This window comes from Streptomyces sp. NPDC092045, assembly GCF_044756005.1.
Taxonomy (GTDB): Bacteria; Actinomycetota; Actinomycetes; order Streptomycetales; family Streptomycetaceae; genus Streptomyces.
Genome location: NZ_JBIVSC010000001.1, coordinates 823,770 through 842,945 on the forward strand (window position 1 = coordinate 823,770; position 19,176 = coordinate 842,945).

At 74.3% G+C, this 19,176-nt stretch carries 5 protein-coding genes; all 5 read left to right on the forward strand.

Annotation, left to right across the window (positions count from 1 at the left end):
- Nucleotides 1-92: 92 nt before the first annotated feature.
- The 5 genes from ACIQKA_RS03820 to ACIQKA_RS03840 all read left to right on the forward strand — a co-directional run bounded on the left by ACIQKA_RS03820 (nt 93) and on the right by ACIQKA_RS03840 (nt 19,058).
- A complete protein-coding gene (locus ACIQKA_RS03820) occupies nt 93-9,665 on the forward strand; it encodes an amino acid adenylation domain-containing protein (protein WP_402539863.1) in 9,573 nt (3,190 codons plus the stop codon).
- Entirely contained in the window at nt 9,662-10,453 is a 792-nt protein-coding gene (locus ACIQKA_RS03825) for a thioesterase II family protein (protein ID WP_383153215.1), read from the forward strand. Before ACIQKA_RS03820 ends, ACIQKA_RS03825 begins: the two co-directional genes overlap by 4 nt.
- A gap of 59 nt (nt 10,454-10,512) precedes the next feature.
- The gene (locus ACIQKA_RS03830) at nt 10,513-11,547 is read left to right on the forward strand and encodes a TauD/TfdA family dioxygenase (RefSeq protein ID WP_383153213.1); all 1,035 of its coding nucleotides are present in this window, start codon (nt 10,513-10,515) and stop codon (nt 11,545-11,547) included.
- Nucleotides 11,548-11,555: 8 nt separating this feature from the next.
- Nucleotides 11,556-13,421, forward strand: a complete 1,866-nt coding sequence (locus ACIQKA_RS03835; RefSeq protein WP_383430792.1) for an amino acid adenylation domain-containing protein — start codon at nt 11,556-11,558, stop codon at nt 13,419-13,421.
- Between the two features lie 78 nt (nt 13,422-13,499).
- Nucleotides 13,500-19,058, forward strand: a complete 5,559-nt coding sequence (locus ACIQKA_RS03840; protein WP_402539866.1) for a condensation domain-containing protein — start codon at nt 13,500-13,502, stop codon at nt 19,056-19,058.
- Nucleotides 19,059-19,176: the final 118 nt, after the last annotated feature.

The following is a 19,176-nucleotide window of genomic DNA, read 5'->3' on the forward strand; positions in this document are numbered from 1 at the left end:
GCCGGAGCAACTGCCGCTCCCGGCCCGCGCCCACGGGTTGTATGGCCACTGCCCCGCCCCCGGCCGCCACGCCCTCTCCCCAGGAGCCCTCCATGCCGTTCGACACGCCCGTCGCACCCGCTCCGGCCGCCGTCCGGTTGCCGCTCTCGGTGGCCCAGCGTGACATCTGGACGGCGCACGCCCTCGACCCGACCGGCGTGAAGTACAACGTCGCCGAGTGCCGCGAGATCCTCGGCCCGGTCGATCCGGAGCTGATGGCGGCGGCCTGGCGCCGGCTCGTGGAGGAGGCCGACTTCCTCCGCATCCGCGGCTTCGAGGACGACGGCGAGCGGGTGTGGCAGCTGCTCGACGCCGACGCCGGCACCCGCGTCCTGCCGTTCACCGACGTGAGCGCGGCCGACGACCCCGAGGCCGAGGCCTGGCGGCTGATCGACGGCCTGATCACCGCCCCCTTCGACCTCGCCCGCCGCCCGCCGGTCCGCTGCGCGCTGATCAAGCTGGGGGAGGAGCGGTACTTCTACTTCTACGGGTTCCACCACCTGGTCGTCGACGGCGTGGGCGTGTCGATGGCCCTCGCCCGCCTGATCGAGCTGTACGAGCGGGCGGTCGCGGGCGAACCCTGGGGGCCCTCCCCGTTCGGGAGCCTCGCCGACCTGCTCGCCGAGGACGCCGAGTACCGCGACTCCGACCGGGCCGCCGCCGACCTGGCCGCCTGGCGGGAGCACCTCGCCGGTGCCCCGGACGCGCCCGCCGGCCTCGTCCGGGGCACCGGCGGGGCCGCCCCCGCGCACGGCGGCCTGCCCTTCGCCCGCCGCAGCGTGCGGGTGTCCGCGGCGGACGCCGACCGGCTGCGGTCGGTCGCCCGCGGCGAACGGGCCTCCTGGTCCGTACTGCTCGTGGCCCTCTTCTCGGTCTACCTGCACCGCGTCACCGGACGCGAGGAACTGGTCGTCGCCCTGCCCGTGACGGGCCGCACGACCCGCCTGGCCCGCAGCACCCCCGGCATGCTGTCGAACGTGGTGCCGCTCCGGCTCCGGGTGCGGCCCGAGGAACCCCTCGGCGCCCTGGTCCGCTCGGCCGCCGCCGCGGTCAAGCACGGACTGCGCCACCAGCTCACCCGGTACGAGGAGCTGTGCCGGGAGGCCGGGGCCGTCGACGGCTCCCGCCGCCTCGCCGCGCCCGTCCTCAACATCATGGGCTTCCACGCGGAACTCACCGTATGCGGCCGGCCGACCCTCAACCACAACGTCAGCAACGGCCCGGTGGACGACCTGGCCGTCGCCGTCCTCGACCTCGGCGCCGAGCACGGGCTGCGGATCGACTTCGACACCCCGGTCGACGGCGTCGACACGGCGGCAGCCGCCGCCCACCAGGACCGCTTCGCCGCCTTCCTCACCACCGTCCTCGCCGCCGACCGCCCGGCCGAGCGCCGGATCGCCGACCTCGACGTCCTCTCCGGGGCCGAGCGCGCCCTGCTCACCGGCCCGTGGGCCGGACCGGTGACGGACACCGCCCCCACGACCCTCGTGGAACGCTTCGAGGAGCAGGCGGCCCGCCACCCCGACGCGACCGCGCTGATCGACGGCGAGCGGACGATCACGTACGCCGAGCTCAACGCCGCCGCCAACCGCTGGGCCCGCCACCTCAACGCACGCGGCCTGGGACGCGGCGACCTGGCGGGCGTCCTCCTGGAACGCGGCATCCGCTTCGCCACCGCCCTCCTCGCGGTACTGAAGACCGGCGCCGCCCACGTCCTGCTCGACCCCGACTTCCCCGACGAGCGCCTCCGCGCGGCGGCCGACGACGCCGGGATCCGCCACCTCCTCACCCGCCCGTCCCTCGCCGGACGCCTCGACGGCCCCTGGGCGACCCACACCGAGGCCCCCGGCGAACTCCTCTCCTACGCACCCGGCGACCCCGGCCTCCCCGTCACCCCCGACGACCCGGCCTGCCTGATGTTCACCTCGGGATCGACGGGCCGGCCCAAGGCCATCCTGTCCTCGCACCGCAACCTGGTGTCCACCCTGATCGGCCAGCCCTACCTTCCCACCGGCCCGGACCAGGTCCACCTCCAGTGCTCGCCGGTCTCCTGGGACGCGTTCAGCCTGGAGCTCTGGGGCGGCCTCCTCCACGGCGGCACCGTCGTCCTCCAGCCGGGACAGAAACCCGAACCGGCCCTCGTCGCCGACCTGGCCCGCCGGCACGGCGTCACCACGCTCCTGCTGTCCGCCACCCTCTTCAACTACCTCATCGACGAGCACCCGGAGGCCTTCGACACCGTCACCACCGCCTTCACCGTCGGCGAGGCCGCCTCCCCGGCCCACGTCCACAAGCTCCAGCGCCTCAGGCCCGGCATCACCGTCCTCAACGGCTACGGCCCCGCCGAGGTGATGATCTTCGCCACCACCCACACCGTCGCACCGGGCGAACGCCCCCACACCGTCATCCCGATCGGAACCCCCCTCGCCGACAAGCCGAGTTACGTCCTCGACCCCCGCCTGAACCTCTGCCCGCCCGGCACCACCGGAGAGCTGTACGTCGCCGGCGAGGGCCTGGCCCACGGCTACCTGGGCCGCCCCGACCTGACCGCCACCCGCTTCGTGCCGAACCCGTTCGGACCCGGCCGGCTCTACCGCACCGGCGACCTGGCCCGCTTCGACGCCGAGGGCCGCCTCGTCTACGAGGGCCGGGCGGACGACCAGATCAAGATCCGGGGCTTCCGCATCGAACCGGGAGAGACCGAGGCCGCGCTCCTGACCCACCCCGGGGTCACCCGGGCCGTCGTCACCGTCCACGAGAAGCGCCTCGCCGCGTACGTCGTCACCGACGGCGCCACCCACCCGGACCTCCACCCCGAGGAGATCCGGCGGCACGTGGCGGACCGCCTCCCCGAACACCTCGTCCCCACCTACCTGACCCTCCTCGACCGGCTGCCCGTCACCCCCAACGGCAAGATCGACAAGCGGGCCCTGCCGGCACCGACGGCCCTCCTCGCCGCCCGGCGCGCCCCGCGCACCCGGACCGAGGAGACCCTCGTCGCCCTCTTCGCCGCCACGCTGGAGACGACGGGCCCGATCGGCATCGACGACGGCTTCTTCGCCCTCGGCGGTCATTCGCTGCTCGCGGCGCGGCTGACGAACCGCATCGCGGACGTGCTGGGTGTGCGGCTGACGATCCGGGACGTGTTCGAGCGTCCGACGGCGGCGGGCCTCGCGGAGCTGGTCGCGGAGCTGCTCGCGGGCGAGGAGGGCGTACGGACGGTCCTTCCGCCGCTGGTCGCGGGGGAGTGGGACGGACCGCCCCCGGCCTCGTACGCGCAGCGGCGGCTGTGGCTCCTCGCGCAGCTCGACGGGGACAGCGCGGCCTACAACGTGCCGATGGTGGTGCGGCTGGAGGGCGGTGGACTGGACCTGGCGGCGCTGGAGGCGGCGCTGGGGGACGTGGTGGAGCGTCATGCTCCGCTGCGGACGGTCTTCGAGACGGTGGAGGGCGAGCCGCGCCAGCGGATCCTGTCACCGGACCGTGCACGCGTGAGCGTGGAGTCGCGCCGGACCGAAGCCGACCTTCTCGATGGCGAACTGGCCGCCGAGGCGGGTCGGGTGTTCGACCTGGCGGTGGAGGTTCCGCTGCGGGCGGTGGTGTTCGACCTGGGTGACGGTCCTGCGGTGCTCCTGCTGGTGGTGCACCACATCGCGACGGACGGCGTGTCGAGCGGCGTGTTCTTCACGGACCTGAGCCGGGCCTATGAAGCTCGGGTCGGGGGAGCGGAAGGGCGTGTGCTGGAGCCGCTGACGGTCCAGTACGCCGATTACGCGGCCTGGCAGCAGCGGGTGCTGGGCGAGGCCGACGATCCGGAGAGCCTCCTGGGACGGGAGCTCGGTTTCTGGCGCGGTGCCCTGGACGGACTGCCGGAGGAGTACGGGCTGAGCATGGACCGGCCCAGGCCGGCGAAGGCGTCTCACCTGGGTGGTCAGGTCGAGGTCGACCTCGGCGCGGACGTGTTCGAGCGGGTGACGGCTTTTGCCCGGAGCGAGGGGTGCACGCCGTTCATGGTGGTGCACGCGGCTCTGGTCGCGGCCCTGACCCGGTTGGGTGCGGGGTCGGACCTGGCGATCGGTTCGCCGGTGGCGGGTCGTGGGGATCGGGCTCTGGAGGAGTTGGTCGGGTTCTTCGTGAACACGTTGGTGCTGCGGACCGACAGTGCGGGTGATCCGACGTTCCGGGAGCTGCTGGACCGGGTACGTGCCGCGGATCTGGACGCGTTCGCGCACCAGGAGACGCCGTTCGACCTGGTCTTGGAGGCGGTGAACCCCACCCGCACGCTCTCGCGCCACCCCCTCTTCCAGATCTGCCTGAGCCTTGAGACCGACGGGCGCCCGGCGTTCGCGCTGCGGGGTGTGCGGACCGGACCCGTCGAAACGGTCTCCAACGGATCCGCCAAGTTCGACCTGGAGTTCTTCCTCCGCACCGACGACGAGAAGTCGCTCCGGGCCACCGTGCTCTTCGCCGCCGAGCTGTTCGACGAGGTGACGGTACGGCGCATGGTGACGGTCCTCGGCGAGGTCCTGGACCAGGTGCTGGGCGAGCCGGGTCTTCGGCTCTCGGGTCTCGATGTCCTGTCCGGTGCGGAGCGCGCGCTGCTGACCGGTCCGTGGGCCGGGGCGACGGCCGAGGTGGGTGACGCGTCGCTGGTCGAGCGGTTCGAGGAGCAGGCGGCCCGGCATCCGGACCGTATTGCCCTGGTCGACGGCGAGCGGACGATCACGTACGCCGAGCTCAACGCCGCCGCCAACCGCTGGGCCCGCCACCTGAACGCACGCGGCCTGAAGCGCGGTGACATGGCGGGCGTCCTCCTGGAACGGGGTGCGGACTTCGCGGCTGCGGTGATCGCCGTGGTCAAGGCGGGGGCCGGTTACACGCTCCTGGACCCGGACTTCCCCGACGAGCGGCTGCGCTCGGCCGCCACCGACGCCGGCATCGGCGTCCTGGTCACCGACGCCCGTCTCGCGGAACGCCTGGAGGGGCCGTGGCGGACCCTCTCCCGCGCGGACGAGGAGCGGGAAGCCCTGAGCGGCGAGAACCTCGGCATCGAGCTGACCGGGGACGACGTGGCGTGCCTGATGTTCACGTCGGGTTCGACGGGTCGGCCGAAGGGGATCTTGTCGTCGCACCGGAATCTGGTGTCGACGGTGAGTGGTCAGTCGTACGGCCGGTTCGGGCCGGGCGAGGTGTTCCTGCAGTGCTCGCCGGTCTCCTGGGACGCGTTCAGTCTGGAGTTCTGGGGGGCGCTGCTGCACGGCGGGACCTCCGTACTCCAGCCGGGGCAGCGGCCCGAGCCGGTCCTGATCAGTGAGCTGTCCCGCCGGCACGGGGTGACGATGCTCCAGCTGTCGGCGAGCCTGTTCAACTTCCTGGTGGACGAGCATCCGGAGGCGTTCGACACGGTCGCGGTCGCCTTCACCGGTGGCGAGGCCGCCTCTCCGGTGCACGTCCACAAGCTCCAGCGGCTCAGGCCCGGTATCGAGATCGTCAACGGTTACGGGCCGGCCGAATCCATGGGATTCACCACGACCCATTCCGTCGAGCCGGGCGAGCGGCCCCACACTGTGATTCCGATCGGGACTCCGCTGGTCAACAAGGGGGGTTACGTTCTCGACGCCCATCTGAACCTGTGCCCGCCGGGTGTGACCGGGGAGCTCTACCTCGCGGGTGAGGGCCTGGCCCACGGATACCTGGGCCGGTCGGATCTGACGGCCACCCGTTTCGTGCCGAACCCGTTCGGACCCGGCCGGCTCTACCGGACCGGTGACCTGGCCCGCTTCGACCGGAACGGTCACCTGCTCTACGAGGGGCGGGTGGACGACCAGATCAAGATCCGGGGCTTCCGGGTCGAGCCCGGTGAGACCGAGGCCGCGCTCCTGACCCATCCCCGGGTCACCCAGGCCGTCGTCACCGTCCACCGCGACCGCCTCGCCGCCTACGTCGTCACCGACGACGGCACCCATCCGGAAGATATCCGGCGGCACGTGGCGGACCGGCTTCCCGAGCACCTCGTACCCACGCACCTCATCGTCCTGGAGCGGCTGCCGCTCACGCCCAACGGCAAGATCGACAAGCGGGCTCTTCCCGAGCCGGCCGTCGTCACCGCCTCCGGCCGTGCGCCGCGCACCCCGCTCGAAGAGACCCTGCTCGCCCTCTTCGCCCGCGTCCTCGACACGGCCGACGACCTCACCGTCGACGACGACTTCTTCCACCACGGCGGTCATTCGCTGCTCGCGGCGCGGCTGACGAACCGCATCGCGGACGTGCTGGGTGTGCGGCTGACGATCCGGGACGTGTTCGAGCGTCCGACGGTGGCGGGCCTCGCGGAGCTGGTCGCGGGCGAGGGAGACGTACGGACTGTTCTTCCGCCGCTGGTCGCGGGCGAGGGCGCCGGCGAGGAGGGCGTACTGCCTCCGGCGTCGTTCGCGCAGCGGCGGCTGTGGCTCCTCGCGCAGCTCGACGGGGACAGTGCGGCCTACAACGTGCCGATGGTGGTGCGGTGGGAGGGCGGTGGGCCGGACCTGGCGGCGCTGGAGGCGGCGCTGGGGGACGTGGTGGAGCGTCATGCTCCGCTGCGGACGGTCTTCGAGACGGTGGAGGGCGAGCCGCGCCAGCGGATCCTGCCGCCGGAGCGGGCACGCATGAGCGTGCAGGAGCGTCGTACCCGGGCCGAGCGCCTCGACGTGGAGTTGGCCGCCGAGGCGGGTCGGGTGTTCGACCTGGCGGTGGAGATTCCGGTGCGGGCGGTGGTGTTCGACCTGGGTGACGGTCCTGCGGTGCTCCTGCTGGTGGTGCACCACATCGCGACGGACGGCGTGTCGAGCGGCGTGTTCTTCACGGACCTGAGCCGGGCCTATGAAGCTCGGGTCGGGGGAGCGGAAGGGCGTGTGCTGGAGCCGCTGACGGTCCAGTACGCCGATTACGCGGCCTGGCAGCAGCGGGTGCTGGGCGAGGCCGACGATCCGGAGAGCCTCCTGGGACGGGAGCTCGGTTTCTGGCGCGGTGCCCTGGACGGACTGCCGGAGGAGCACGGGCTGAGCATGGACCGGCCCAGGCCGGCGAAGGCGTCTCACCTGGGTGGTCAGGTCGAGGTCGACCTCGGCGCGGACGTGTTCGAGCGGGTGACGGCTTTTGCCCGGAGCGAGGGGTGCACGCCGTTCATGGTGGTGCACGCGGCTCTGGTCGCGGCCCTGACCCGGTTGGGTGCGGGGTCGGACCTGGCGATCGGTTCGCCGGTGGCGGGTCGTGGGGATCGGGCTCTGGAGGAGTTGGTCGGGTTCTTCGTGAACACGTTGGTGCTGCGGACCGACAGTGCGGGTGATCCGACGTTCCGGGAGCTGCTGGACCGGGTACGTGCCGCGGATCTGGACGCGTTCGCGCACCAGGAGACGCCGTTCGACCTGGTCTTGGAGGCGGTCAATCCCACCCGTACGCTCTCGCGCCACCCCCTCTTCCAGATCTGCCTGGGACTGGAGGCGGGCACCGCCCCCCGGCTGGACCTGGCCGGTGTCCGGACCTCCGAGGTCTCGGGAGTCGCGAACGGATCGGTCAAGTTCGACCTGGAGTTCCTGCTCCGCTCCGACGACAGCCGGCGCCTGCACGGAGCGGTCCTCTTCGCCGGGGAGCTGTTCGACGAGGTGACGGTACGGCGCATGACGTCGGTTCTGGGCCGGGTCCTGACCCAGGTGCTGGACGGGCCGGATCTTCGGCTCTCGGATCTCGACGTGCTGTCCGGTGCGGAGCGCGCGTTGCTGACCGGTCCGTGGGCCGGGGCGACGGCCGAGGTGGGTGACGCGTCGCTGGTGGAGCGGTTCGAGGAGCAGGCGGCCCGGCACCCGGAACGTACCGCCCTGGTCGACGGCGAGCGGGAGGTGTCCTACGCGGAGCTGAACGCGCTGGCCAATGGTTGGGCCCGCCACCTGAACGCACGCGGCCTGAAGCGCGGTGACATGGCGGGCGTGCTGCTTGAGCGGGGTGCGGACTTCGCGGCTGCGGTGATCGCCGTGGTCAAGGCGGGGGCCGGTTACACGCTCCTGGACCCGGACTTCCCCGACGAGCGGCTGCGCTCGGCCGCCACCGACGCCGGCATCCGCCACCTCCTCACCTGCCCGTCCCTGGCCGCCCGTGTCGACGGGCCCTGGACGACCCATGTGGAGGCCCCGGCGGAGCTCCTGTCCCTCGGAACCGACAACCTCGGTCTGCCGGTCGGCCCCGACGACTCCGCGTGCCTGATGTTCACGTCGGGTTCGACGGGTCGGCCGAAGGGGATCTTGTCGTCGCACCGGAATCTGGTGTCGACGGTGAGTGGTCAGTCGTACGGCCGGTTCGGGCCGGGCGAGGTGTTCCTGCAGTGCTCGCCGGTGTCGTGGGACGCGTTCAGTCTGGAGTTCTGGGGGGCGCTGCTGCACGGCGGGACCTCCGTGTTGCAGCCGGGGCAGCGGCCCGAGCCGGTCCTGATCAGTGAGCTGTCCCGTCGGCACGGGGTGACGATGCTCCAGTTGTCGGCGAGTCTGTTCAACTTCCTGGTGGACGAGCATCCGGAGGCGTTCGACACGGTCGCGGTCGCCTTCACGGGCGGTGAGGCCGCCTCTCCGGTGCACGTCCACAAGCTCCAGCGGCTCAGGCCCGGTATCGAGATCGTCAACGGTTACGGGCCGGCCGAATCCATGGGATTCACGACCACCCACCCCGTCGCGTACGACGACGAGCCGCACTCCCTCGTCCCGATCGGGACTCCGCTGGTCAACAAGGGGGGTTACGTCCTCGACGCCCATCTGAACCTGTGCCCGCCGGGTGTGACCGGGGAGCTCTACCTCGCGGGTGAGGGCCTGGCCCACGGATACCTGGGCCGTCCCGACCTGACGGCCACCCGTTTCGTGCCGAACCCGTTCGGACCCGGCCGGCTCTACCGGACCGGTGACCTGGCCCGCTTCGACCGGAACGGTCACCTGCTCTACGAGGGGCGGGTGGACGACCAGATCAAGATCCGGGGCTTCCGGGTCGAGCCCGGTGAGATCGAAGCCGCGCTCCTGACCCATCCCCGGGTCACCCAGGCCGTCGTCACCGTCCACCGCGACCGCCTCGCCGCCTACGTCGTCACCGACGACGCCGCCCGGCCCGGCACCCGGCCCGAGGACAGCCCCGGCAGCCACCCCGGCATCCATCCCGAGGAGATCCGGCAGCACGTCGCCGAACGGCTTCCCGAGCACCTCGTCCCGACCCACCTCACGTTCCTGGAGCGACTGCCGCTCACGCCCAACGGCAAGATCGACAAGCGGGCCCTTCCCGAGCCGGCCGTCGTCACCGCCTCCGGCCGTGCTCCGCGCACCCCGCTCGAAGAGACCCTGCTCGCCCTCTTCGCCCGCGTCCTCGACACGGCCGACGACCTCACCGTCGACGACGACTTCTTCCACCACGGCGGCCACTCCCTCCTGGGGGCCCGCCTCACCAACCACATCGCCGGTGCCCTGGACGTGCGGCTCACCGTCCGCGACGTCTTCCAGCACCCGACCCCCGCCCGGCTCGCCGCGCACGTCGAGGCGCTCAGGGCCGGCACCGCCCCGGCGAAGAAGGCCCGACCCGCCCTCCGCCGCCGTACCGAGACAGAACGGATCAGCTCATGACCTCCTTCCCGGACTCCGCCCCCGCCCCCGAAGACGTCGTCTGGGACCTCCCCGGAGACGCCCCGCACCGCCTGTCGCTCCTCGTCCTGCCGCACGCGGGAGGCAACGCCCACGCGTACAGCGCGTGGCGCGAGCACCTGCCGGCCGACGTCCGCCTGCTGATCGGCCAGTACCCGGGCCGGGGCGCCCGCTACAGCGAGGACCTGCCCGAGTCCGTCGACGACCTGGCGCTCCCCGTGGTCGACGCCCTCCCCTCGGACACCGGCCCCCTGGTGGTCCTCGGCCACAGCATGGGCAGCCTGGTCGCCTTCGAGGTGACCCGGGCCCTCCAGGCCGGCGGCCGCACCCCGTACGGTCTGATCGCCTCCGCCTGCCGGGCGCCCGTCCTGCCCAACCAGTGCCCGGTGCACCCCGAGCGGCTCGACGACGACCAGCTCGTCGCCGCCATCAAGGAGCGCGGCGGCACCGACGACGGCATCCTCGACGACCCGGAGCTCCGCGAGATCGTCCTGCCGTCCATCCGCGCCGACTTCGCCATCGACGACGTCTACCGGTGCACCGCCCCGAGCGTGCGGCTCGACTGCCCGGTCGCGGTGTTCGGCGGCGACGCCGACCCGATCGTCCCGGCCGACATGCTCGGCGGCTGGTCCCTCGTGGCCGGGCACCCGGTCGAGCCCGAGGTGCTGCCCGGCGACCACTTCTACTTCCAGCAGGACCTGCCCGGCTTCTTCGCCCGGCTGAACCCGGTCCTCGGCGCCCTGCACGCCTCCGCGACCACGGCCGCCTGACCCGCGCCGCCCGCCCCCACCACCCGAACCCCCTTCCCACGGAAGACGAGGAACCCGCCATGACCACCTTCGCCCCCAGCCCGGCCGCCACCGGCGTCACCGTAGTCCGGGAGCCGGGCAAGCCGGCCGTCCTCCACACGCCCGCCTTCGGCACCATGGCCGAGGCCTCCGCGTGGCTGTCCGACCGGCGCGCCGACGTCCAGGCCGAACTGCACCGCTCCGGCGCGGTCCTGCTGCGCGGCCTGCCCGTCACGGACGCGGCCACCTTCGCCGAGGCCCGGGACGCGCTGATCGCCGAGCGCGCGGGCTACAAGGAGAAGGCCACCCCGCGCACCGACTTCGGCGAGGGCGTCTTCTCCTCCACGGACCTGCCCGCCGCCCAGCCGATCCGCCTGCACAACGAGAACAGCTACACCCTCGACTTCCCCGGCGTGCTGCTCTTCGGCTGCGTCACCGCCCCCGAGACGGGCGGCGCGACCACCGTCGGCGACATGCGGAAGGCCCTCGCCGCCCTCCCGAAGGACCTCGTCGACCGGTTCGCCGAGGCCGGCTGGCTCCTCGTCCGCAACTACTCCGACCTCGCGGGCATGCCCTGGCGCAAGGCGTTCTCGTCGGACGAGCCGGCGGGCGCCGAGGAGTACTGCGACGCCCACGCCATCGGCTACGAATGGCTCGACGAGGACACCCTGCGCACCCGCCAGCGCCGCTCCGCGATCATCACCCACCCGGTGACCGGCGAGCGCGTCTGGTTCAACCACTTCGCGTTCTGGAACGCCCGCAGCCTCGACGAGGACGTCCGCGAGGTCCTCACCGACACGTTCGGCGAGGACGGCCTGCCCTTCCAGACCCTCCTGGGCGACGGCACCACCCTCACCGACGCCGAGGTGGACGCCGTCAACGACGCCTACCAGGCCGTCACCGTGCGGGAGACCTGGCAGGCCGGCGACCTGATGCTCGTCGACAACATCCTCTGCGCCCACGGCCGGGAGTCGTACACCGGGGACCGCAAGATCCTCGTCGCCATGGGCGAGCCGGTGCCGCTGTCCGCCTGCTCCCCGACCACCGCCCCCTCCACCGCCCCGTACGGAAGGTGAGCCCCGCCATGACCGCCGTCCTCCCCGAGCGCCCCGCCGCCCTCTCCGCCCCCCTCGCGGGGGAGCACCGCACCGCGGACCCCTGCCCCTGCGGCACGTGCGCCGCCGCCGGCACCGGCGCGGCCGACCTGCTCGCCCGGCTCGCCACCGCGCCCGGCGGACGCACCGCCGTCGTCGCGGGCGACCGCACCCTCACCTTCGACGAACTGCGCGCCGAGGCAGCCGCGTTCGCCACCCGGCTCGCCGCCCTCGGCACCGGCCCGGAGAGCGTCGTCGCGCTCTGCCTGCCGCGCGGCGCCGGCCTCGTCACCGCGATCATCGGCACCCTCACCGCCGGCGCCGCCTACCTGCCGGTCGACCCCGCCCTGCCCGCCGAGCGCCGCCGCTACCTCGTCGAGGACTCCGGCGCCGACCTGGTGGTGACGGACGGCCCGGCCGGTTCCCCCGCCCCCGGCACCCGCGCCGTGACGCTCGCCGGGCTGACGGACGTCCGCGACGCCGCCCCCGTCCCGTACGCGCCCGTCCCGGTCACCGCCGGCACCCTCGCCTACGTCATCTACACCTCCGGCTCCACCGGCCGCCCCAAGGGCGTGGAGATCGACCGCGGCGCCGTCTCCCTGCTGCTGCGGGAGCTCGAAGGGGCGGGCGCCGCCACCGGCGAGGCCCGCCGGGTCGGCTGGAACGCCTCCCCGTCGTTCGACGCGTCCGTGCAGCAGTGGGTACGGCTCTGCCGGGGCGACACCCTCGTCATGATCGACGAGGAGACCCGCCGCGACCCGGCGCTCCTCGCCGCCCTCGTCGACGAGCAGGCCCTCACCGACCTGGACATCACACCGTCGCACGCGGACCCGCTCCTCGACCTGCTCACCCCGGACGGCGGCCCGCGCCCGCTGACCCTGCTGATCGGCGGCGAGCCCGTCGGCCCGGCGCTCTGGAACCGCCTGGCCGCCGCCCACGCCTCCGGCCTCCTGCGCGCCCTCAACGTGTACGGGCCCACCGAGTGCACCGTCGACGCCACCGCCGCCCCGATCGACCGGCCGGGCGAGCCGCACATCGGCACCGCCCTGCCCGATTTCCGGGCCCTGCTCCTCGACGGGGACCTCGCCCCGGTGGAGGACGGCGAGACCGGCGAGCTGTACCTGGCCGGTCCGCGCGTCGCCCGCGGCTACCGGAACCGCCCCGGCCTGACGGCGGAGCGCTTCGTCGCCGACCCGTCCGGCGCCCCCGGCGGGCGCATGTACCGCACCGGCGACCGCTGCCGGCGGCTCCCCGACGGCCGGCTCGTCTACCTCGGCCGTGCCGACGGCCAGATCAAGCTGCGCGGACACCGCGTCGAACTCCCGGAGATCGAGGCCGCCCTCACCCGGGTGGACGGCGTCGCCGAGGCCGCCGTGATCCTCGGCGAGGACGCGGGCGGCACCCCCGGCCTCATCGCCTACCACCGGGGCGGGGACGCCGCCGCGCTCCGCACCGCGCTCACCGCCGCCCTGCCCGCGTACATGGTCCCGGCCGCGTACGTCGCCGTGGACCGGTTCGCCACCACGCCCAGCGGCAAGCTCGACCGGGCCGCGCTCCCCACCCGCGTCGAGGCGCCGGAGGAGCAGGCCGGGACCGACGGTTCCGCCGGGGGGCTGAGCGGCACGGCGGAGGAGCTGATCGCCCGCGTGTGGACCCAGGTCCTGGGCGCCGCGTCGATCGGCCCCGACGACAACTTCTTCAAGCTCGGCGGCCACTCCCTGCTCGCCATCAAGCTGGTCTCCCGGGTCCGGGCCGAGCTCTCCGTGGCCCTGCCCGTCAAGGCGGTCTACGCCAACCCCCGGCTGCGCGACCTCGCCGCCCACATCGAGGGGCTGACGGCCGCGAAGGATGCCTGACCGCGGTCCCCGTCCCCGGCCCCCGCCCGCGCCCCCGGCCCACCCACCCGCCTCCGCCACTCCCGAGGAGCAGCAATCGTGATCCCCCTGTCCTACGCCCAGCGCCGGCTGTGGTTCCTGAGCCGGCTCGAAGGTCCGTCGTCGGCGTACAACGCTCCCGTGGTGCTCCGGCTGGACGCCCGGCCCGACCCGGTGGTGCTGGAAGCGGCCGTACGGGACGTGGTGGAGCGGCACGAGGTGCTGCGGACGGTGTATCCGGCGCGGGACGGCGAGCCGTACCAGCGGGTCGTCGACGCGCCCGACGTGCGGGTGGAGACAGAGCGGGGCCTGACCGTCGGCGAGGCGGAGGCGCGGGCGACGGAGTTCGCCCGGCTCCCCGTCGACGTGACCGATGAACTGCCTCTCCGCGTCCGGCTGTTCGAGGTGGAGGACGGGACGGCGGTCCTGGTGCTGCTGGTCCACCACATCGCCACGGACGGATGGTCGGTGGACTGCCTGCTCTCCGATCTGGACCGCGCCTACCGGGCCCGTGCGGAGGGCCGCGCCCCCGACTGGGAGCCGCTGCCCGTCCAGTACGCGGACTACACCCTCTGGCAGCGGGACATGCTCGGCGACCCCGGGGACCCCGGCAGCACCGCCCACGAGCAACTGGCCTTCTGGCGGCGGGCGCTCGACGGCGTTCCGGTGGAGACGCGGCTGCCCGCCGACCGGCCCCGGCCGGCCGAACCCGGGCGGCAGCGCGGCGCGGTGGTGACCCTGGACCTGGACGCCGGCACCCACAAGGCCCTGGCCGGTCTCGCCCGTGCGCGGCGGGCGACGTTCTTCATGGTGGTGCGCTCGGCGCTGTCCCTGGCCCTGAGGGCGGCGGGCGCCGGATCGGACGTGGTGGTGGGGACGCCGGTCGCGGGGCGGCCGGAGGAGGCGCTGCACGACCTGGTCGGGTTCTTCGTGAACACGCTGGCGCTGCGGACCGACCTGTCGGGGGACCCGAGCCTCGGCGAACTGGTGGACCGGGTGCGGGACGCGGACCTGGCGGCGTTCGCGCACGAGGACCTGCCGTTCGACCTGCTCGTGGAGGACCTGAACCCCGAGCGGTCCCTCGGCCGGCACCCCTTCTTCCAGGTCGTGGTCAGCGCGCGGACCGCGCAGGACGCCCCGTACCGCCTGGGCGGCATCCCGGCCGTCCTCGACGGCGCCGACCTGGCCACCGCCAAGTTCGACCTGAGCTTCGACTGCCTGGAGCGGTTCGGCCCGGACGGCGGCCCGGACGGGCTGCGGCTCGGACTCCAGTACGCGACCGACCTCTACGACGAGGAGACCGCGCTCCTCCTGCTCGACCTGTTCCGGCGCGCCCTCACCGCCCTCGCCGAGCGGCCCGCCGACACGCCCCTCGACGCCGTCCGCCTGCTCACCGACGAGGAGGGCCGGGGGGTCGACCGCCGCCACCGGGCGCTCGCCGAGGCCCGACGGCACCGCGCCGCCACCGGAAGGGAGCCGCGCGACGGCGACCGGGCGCGCACCGCCACGGACCCGCGCGAGGAGATCCTCCGGGGCCTGTTCGCGGAGATCCTGGGCCGGGAGGAGGTGCTGCCCGGGGAGAACTTCTTCAAGCTCGGCGGGCACTCCCTGCTGGCCGGCAAGCTCACCAACCGCGTGCGCGGCGCCCTCGGCCTCCGGGCCGCCATCCGCGACGTGTTCCTCGCCCCGACGCCCCGCCAACTCCTGCGGCGGCTCGGCGAGCAGAGCGCCGGGCCCGACCGCCCGGCCCTGCGGCCGGTGCCGCGGGAGCGGCGGCCCGAGCGCATCCCGCTCTCCTACGCCCAGCGCCGGCTGTGGTTCCTGAACCGCCTCGAAGGCCCGTCGTCGGCGTACAACGCTCCCGTGGTGCTCCGGCTGGACGCCCGGCCCGACCCGGTGGTGCTGGAAGCGGCCGTACGGGACGTGGTGGAGCGGCACGAGGTGCTGCGGACGGTGTATCCGGCGCGGGACGGCGAGCCGTACCAGCGGGTCGTCGACGCCCCCGGCGTACGGGTGGAGGTCGAGGAGCGCACCCCCGTCGGCGAGGCGAAGGCACGGGCGACGGAGTTCGCCCGGACGTCGATCGACGTGACGCGTGAACTGCCGCTCCGGGTGCGGCTGTTCGAGGTGGAGGACGGGACTGCGGTCCTGGTGCTGCTGGTCCACCACATCGCCACGGACGGATGGTCGGTGGACTGCCTGCTCTCCGATCTGGACCGCGCCTACCGGGCCCGTGCGGAGGGCCGCGCCCCCGACTGGGAGCCGCTGCCCGTCCAGTACACCGACTACACCCTCTGGCAGCACGACCTCCTCGGCGCCGAACACGACGTGCTGGAAGGCCGGTCGGCCTTCTGGCGCACGGCGCTCGACGGTGCTCCGGTGGAGACGCGGCTGCCCGCCGACCGGCCCCGGTCGGCCGAGCCCGGACAGCGGCGGGGCGAAGTGGTGACCGCGGAGGTCGGCGCCGACGTGCACAAGGCGCTCGGCGGTCTCGCCCGGGCCCGACGGGCGACGTTCTTCATGGTGGTGCGCTCGGCGCTGTCCCTGGCCCTGCGGGCGGCGGGCGCCGGGACCGATCTGGTCGTGGGGACGCCGGTCGCCGGGCGGCCGGAGGAGGCGCTGCACGATCTCGTCGGGTTCTTCGTGAACACGCTGGCGCTGCGGACCGACCTGTCGGGGGACCCGAGCCTCGGCGAACTGGTGGACCGGGTGCGGGAGGCCGACCTGGCGGCGTTCGCCCACGACGACCTGCCGTTCGACCTGCTCGTGGAGGACCTGAACCCCGAGCGGTCCCTCGGCCGGCACCCCTTCTTCCAGGTCGTGGTCAGCGCGCAGACCGCCGGGGAGGCGCAGGACACGGCCCGCGCGCTCGGCGGCATACCCGGCACCCTCGACGGCGCCGACCTGGCCGCCGCCAAGTTCGACCTCGGCTTCCACTGCGCCGAGACGCTCGGCCCCGACGGCGAACCGGACGGCGTGCTGCTCGGACTCCAGTACGCGACCGACCTCTACGACCGGGAGACCGCGCTCCTCCTGCTCGACCTGTTCCGGCGCGCCCTCACCGCCCTCGCCGAGCGGCCCGCCGACACGCCCCTCGACACCGTCCGCCTGGTCACCGACGAGGAGCAACGGGACCTGGACCGGCGCCACGAAGCCCTCGCCGCCGCCGAGCGGAACCGTGCCGGGGCCGGTACCGGTGCCGGTGCCGGAAAGGGGGCGCGGGACGGGGCCCGTGCCGTCACGGATCCGCGCGAGGAGATCCTGCGCGGTCTGTTCGCGGAGATGCTGGGCCGGGAGGAGGTGCTGCCGGAGGAGAACTTCTTCAAGCTCGGCGGGCACTCGCTGCTCGCGGGCAAGCTCGCCAACCGGATCCGCACGGCCCTCGGCCTCCGGGCCGCCATCCGCGACGTGTTCCTCGCCCCGACGCCCCGCCAGCTCCTGCGGCGGCTCGGCGAGCAGAGCGCCGGGCCCGACCGCCCGGCCCTGCGGCCGGTGCCGCGGGAGCGGCGGCCCGAACGGATCCCGCTCTCCTACGCCCAGCGCCGGCTGTGGTTCCTGAACCGGCTCGAAGGGCCGTCCGCCACCTACAACATCCCCGTGGTGACCCGGCTCCACCGCCCCCTCGACCCGGCCGTGTTCGCCACCGCCCTCGCGGACGTCGCCGCCCGCCACGAGGTGCTGCGCACCGTCTACCGCTCCGCCGGCGGCGAACCCCACCAGCAGGTCCTCGACGGCGCCGTGCCCGTCCTCGAACAGGTCCGGGCCGACGGCCCCGAGGCGCTGCGGGCCGCCGTCGACGAGGCCGCCGGGCACGTCTTCGACCTGGCCGCCGAGATCCCCTTCCGGGCCCGGCTCGTCACCTGCGCCGACGGCGGCCAGGTCCTCGTGCTGCTCCTGCACCACATCGCGGGCGACGGCTGGTCCACCCCGTGCCTCCTCGCCGACCTCGACGCCGCCTACCGGGCCCGTGCGGAGGGCCGTGCCCCCGACTGGGAGCCGCTGCCCGTCCAGTACGCCGACTACACCCTCTGGCAGCACGACCTCCTCGACGGCGAACACGGCCTCTCGGGCGAGCAGTTGGCCCACTGGCGCACCGCGCTCGACGGACTGCCGCCGCTGCTCGCCCTGCCCACCGACCGGCCGCGCCCGGCGGAGAGCGACGGGGCCGGCGCCCTCACCGCCCTCGACGTGAGCGCCGCCACCCACCGGGCCCTGCTGCGCCGCGCCCGGAGCAGCGGCGCCACCCTCTTCATGGTCGTGCAGGCCGCCCTCGCCGCCCTCCTGACCCGGCACGGCGCGGGCACCGACATCGCCATCGGCACCACCGTCGCCGGCCGCGCCGACGACGCCCTGCACCCCCTCGTCGGCTTCTTCGTCAACACGCTGGTGCTGCGCACCGACACCTCCGGCGACCCCGCCTTCACCGACCTGGTGCACCGCGTCCGCGCGACGGGGCTCGCCGCCTACAGCAACCAGGACCTCCCCTTCGACCGGCTCGTGGAGCACCTCAGCCCGCACCGCTCCGCCGCCCACGCCCCGCTCGTGCAGGTGATGCTCCAGGTCCACGCCGCGACCGCCGCGCCCGCCGCCCGCACCCCGAACGTCCTGGACGGCGAACCGGTCGCGTTCCGCGCCGTCGGCGCCAAGTCGGACCTGACCTTCGCGCTCACCGAACTCACCGACGCGGACGGCGCCCCCGCCGGACTGCGCGGCGCCCTCGAATACGCCACCGCCCTCTACGACGAGGACACCGCCCGCCTGCTGGCCCGGCGCCTCGCCGAGACCCTCGACGCGTTCGCCGCCGACCCCGGACTCCCGCTGTCCGGACCGGAGTACGGCCCGGCCGCCCCCTCGGGACCGGAGGCCGTACGGGACGGGAAGGGACGCCCCGCGCCCGTACGGATCCCCGGAGAGGTGTACGCGCCGGCCCCCGGCGGCGGCGCGCGGCCCACCGGCCGGCGGGCCTTCCCCGCCGCCGACGGCAGCCTGCGGCCCGTCGCCGTCCTCACCGCGGGCGGCTACCCGGTGGAGCCCGGCCGCGTCGAGGACGTCCTCACCGGCCACCCCGGCGTGACCGGGGCGGGCGTCGCCGTCCGCGACGACCGGCTCCACGCGTACGTCACCCGCCTGCCCGGCGGCCCCGACGAGACCGCGCTGCGGGAGTGGGCCGCCGAGCGGCTGCCCGAGTACCTGGCCCCCGCCCGGGTCGTCGCCGTGGACCGGCTCCCCGCCCCCGGCGAACACCCCGCCGCCCTCCCGACCGAGGGGGAGGCGCCGGACGCGGCGGCCCCGGACGGCCGGGAGGAGGAGCTGCTCGCCCTCTTCCGCGACGTCCTCGGCGGCCGGGACCTCGGCCGGAACGACAACTTCTTCAAGTCCGGCGGCCACTCCCTCCTCGCCATCAGGCTGCTCAACCGGATCCGCGCCGAACTGGGCCGCGACCTCACCCTGCGGGACGTGTTCCGCAGCCCCACCGCGGCCTCCCTCGCCCGGCGCCTCGCCGACGCGGACCGGACGCCCGCGGACGCGCCGCCCGCGCCCGGCCCGGCGGCACCCCGCCCGCCCGCCGCCCCGGCGCTGCGGCGCCGGACCAGGGCGGGCGCGCGCCAGGGCCGCTGACGGGCCGGCACCGGCAGCTCCGGGCGGCGCCTTCTGCCGCCCGGAGCCGCCGGTCCGACTGCCCCGGGAGCGGGCGGGCCGCGCCTAGCGTGGAGGGCACGGAGGCGAGGGGAACCGT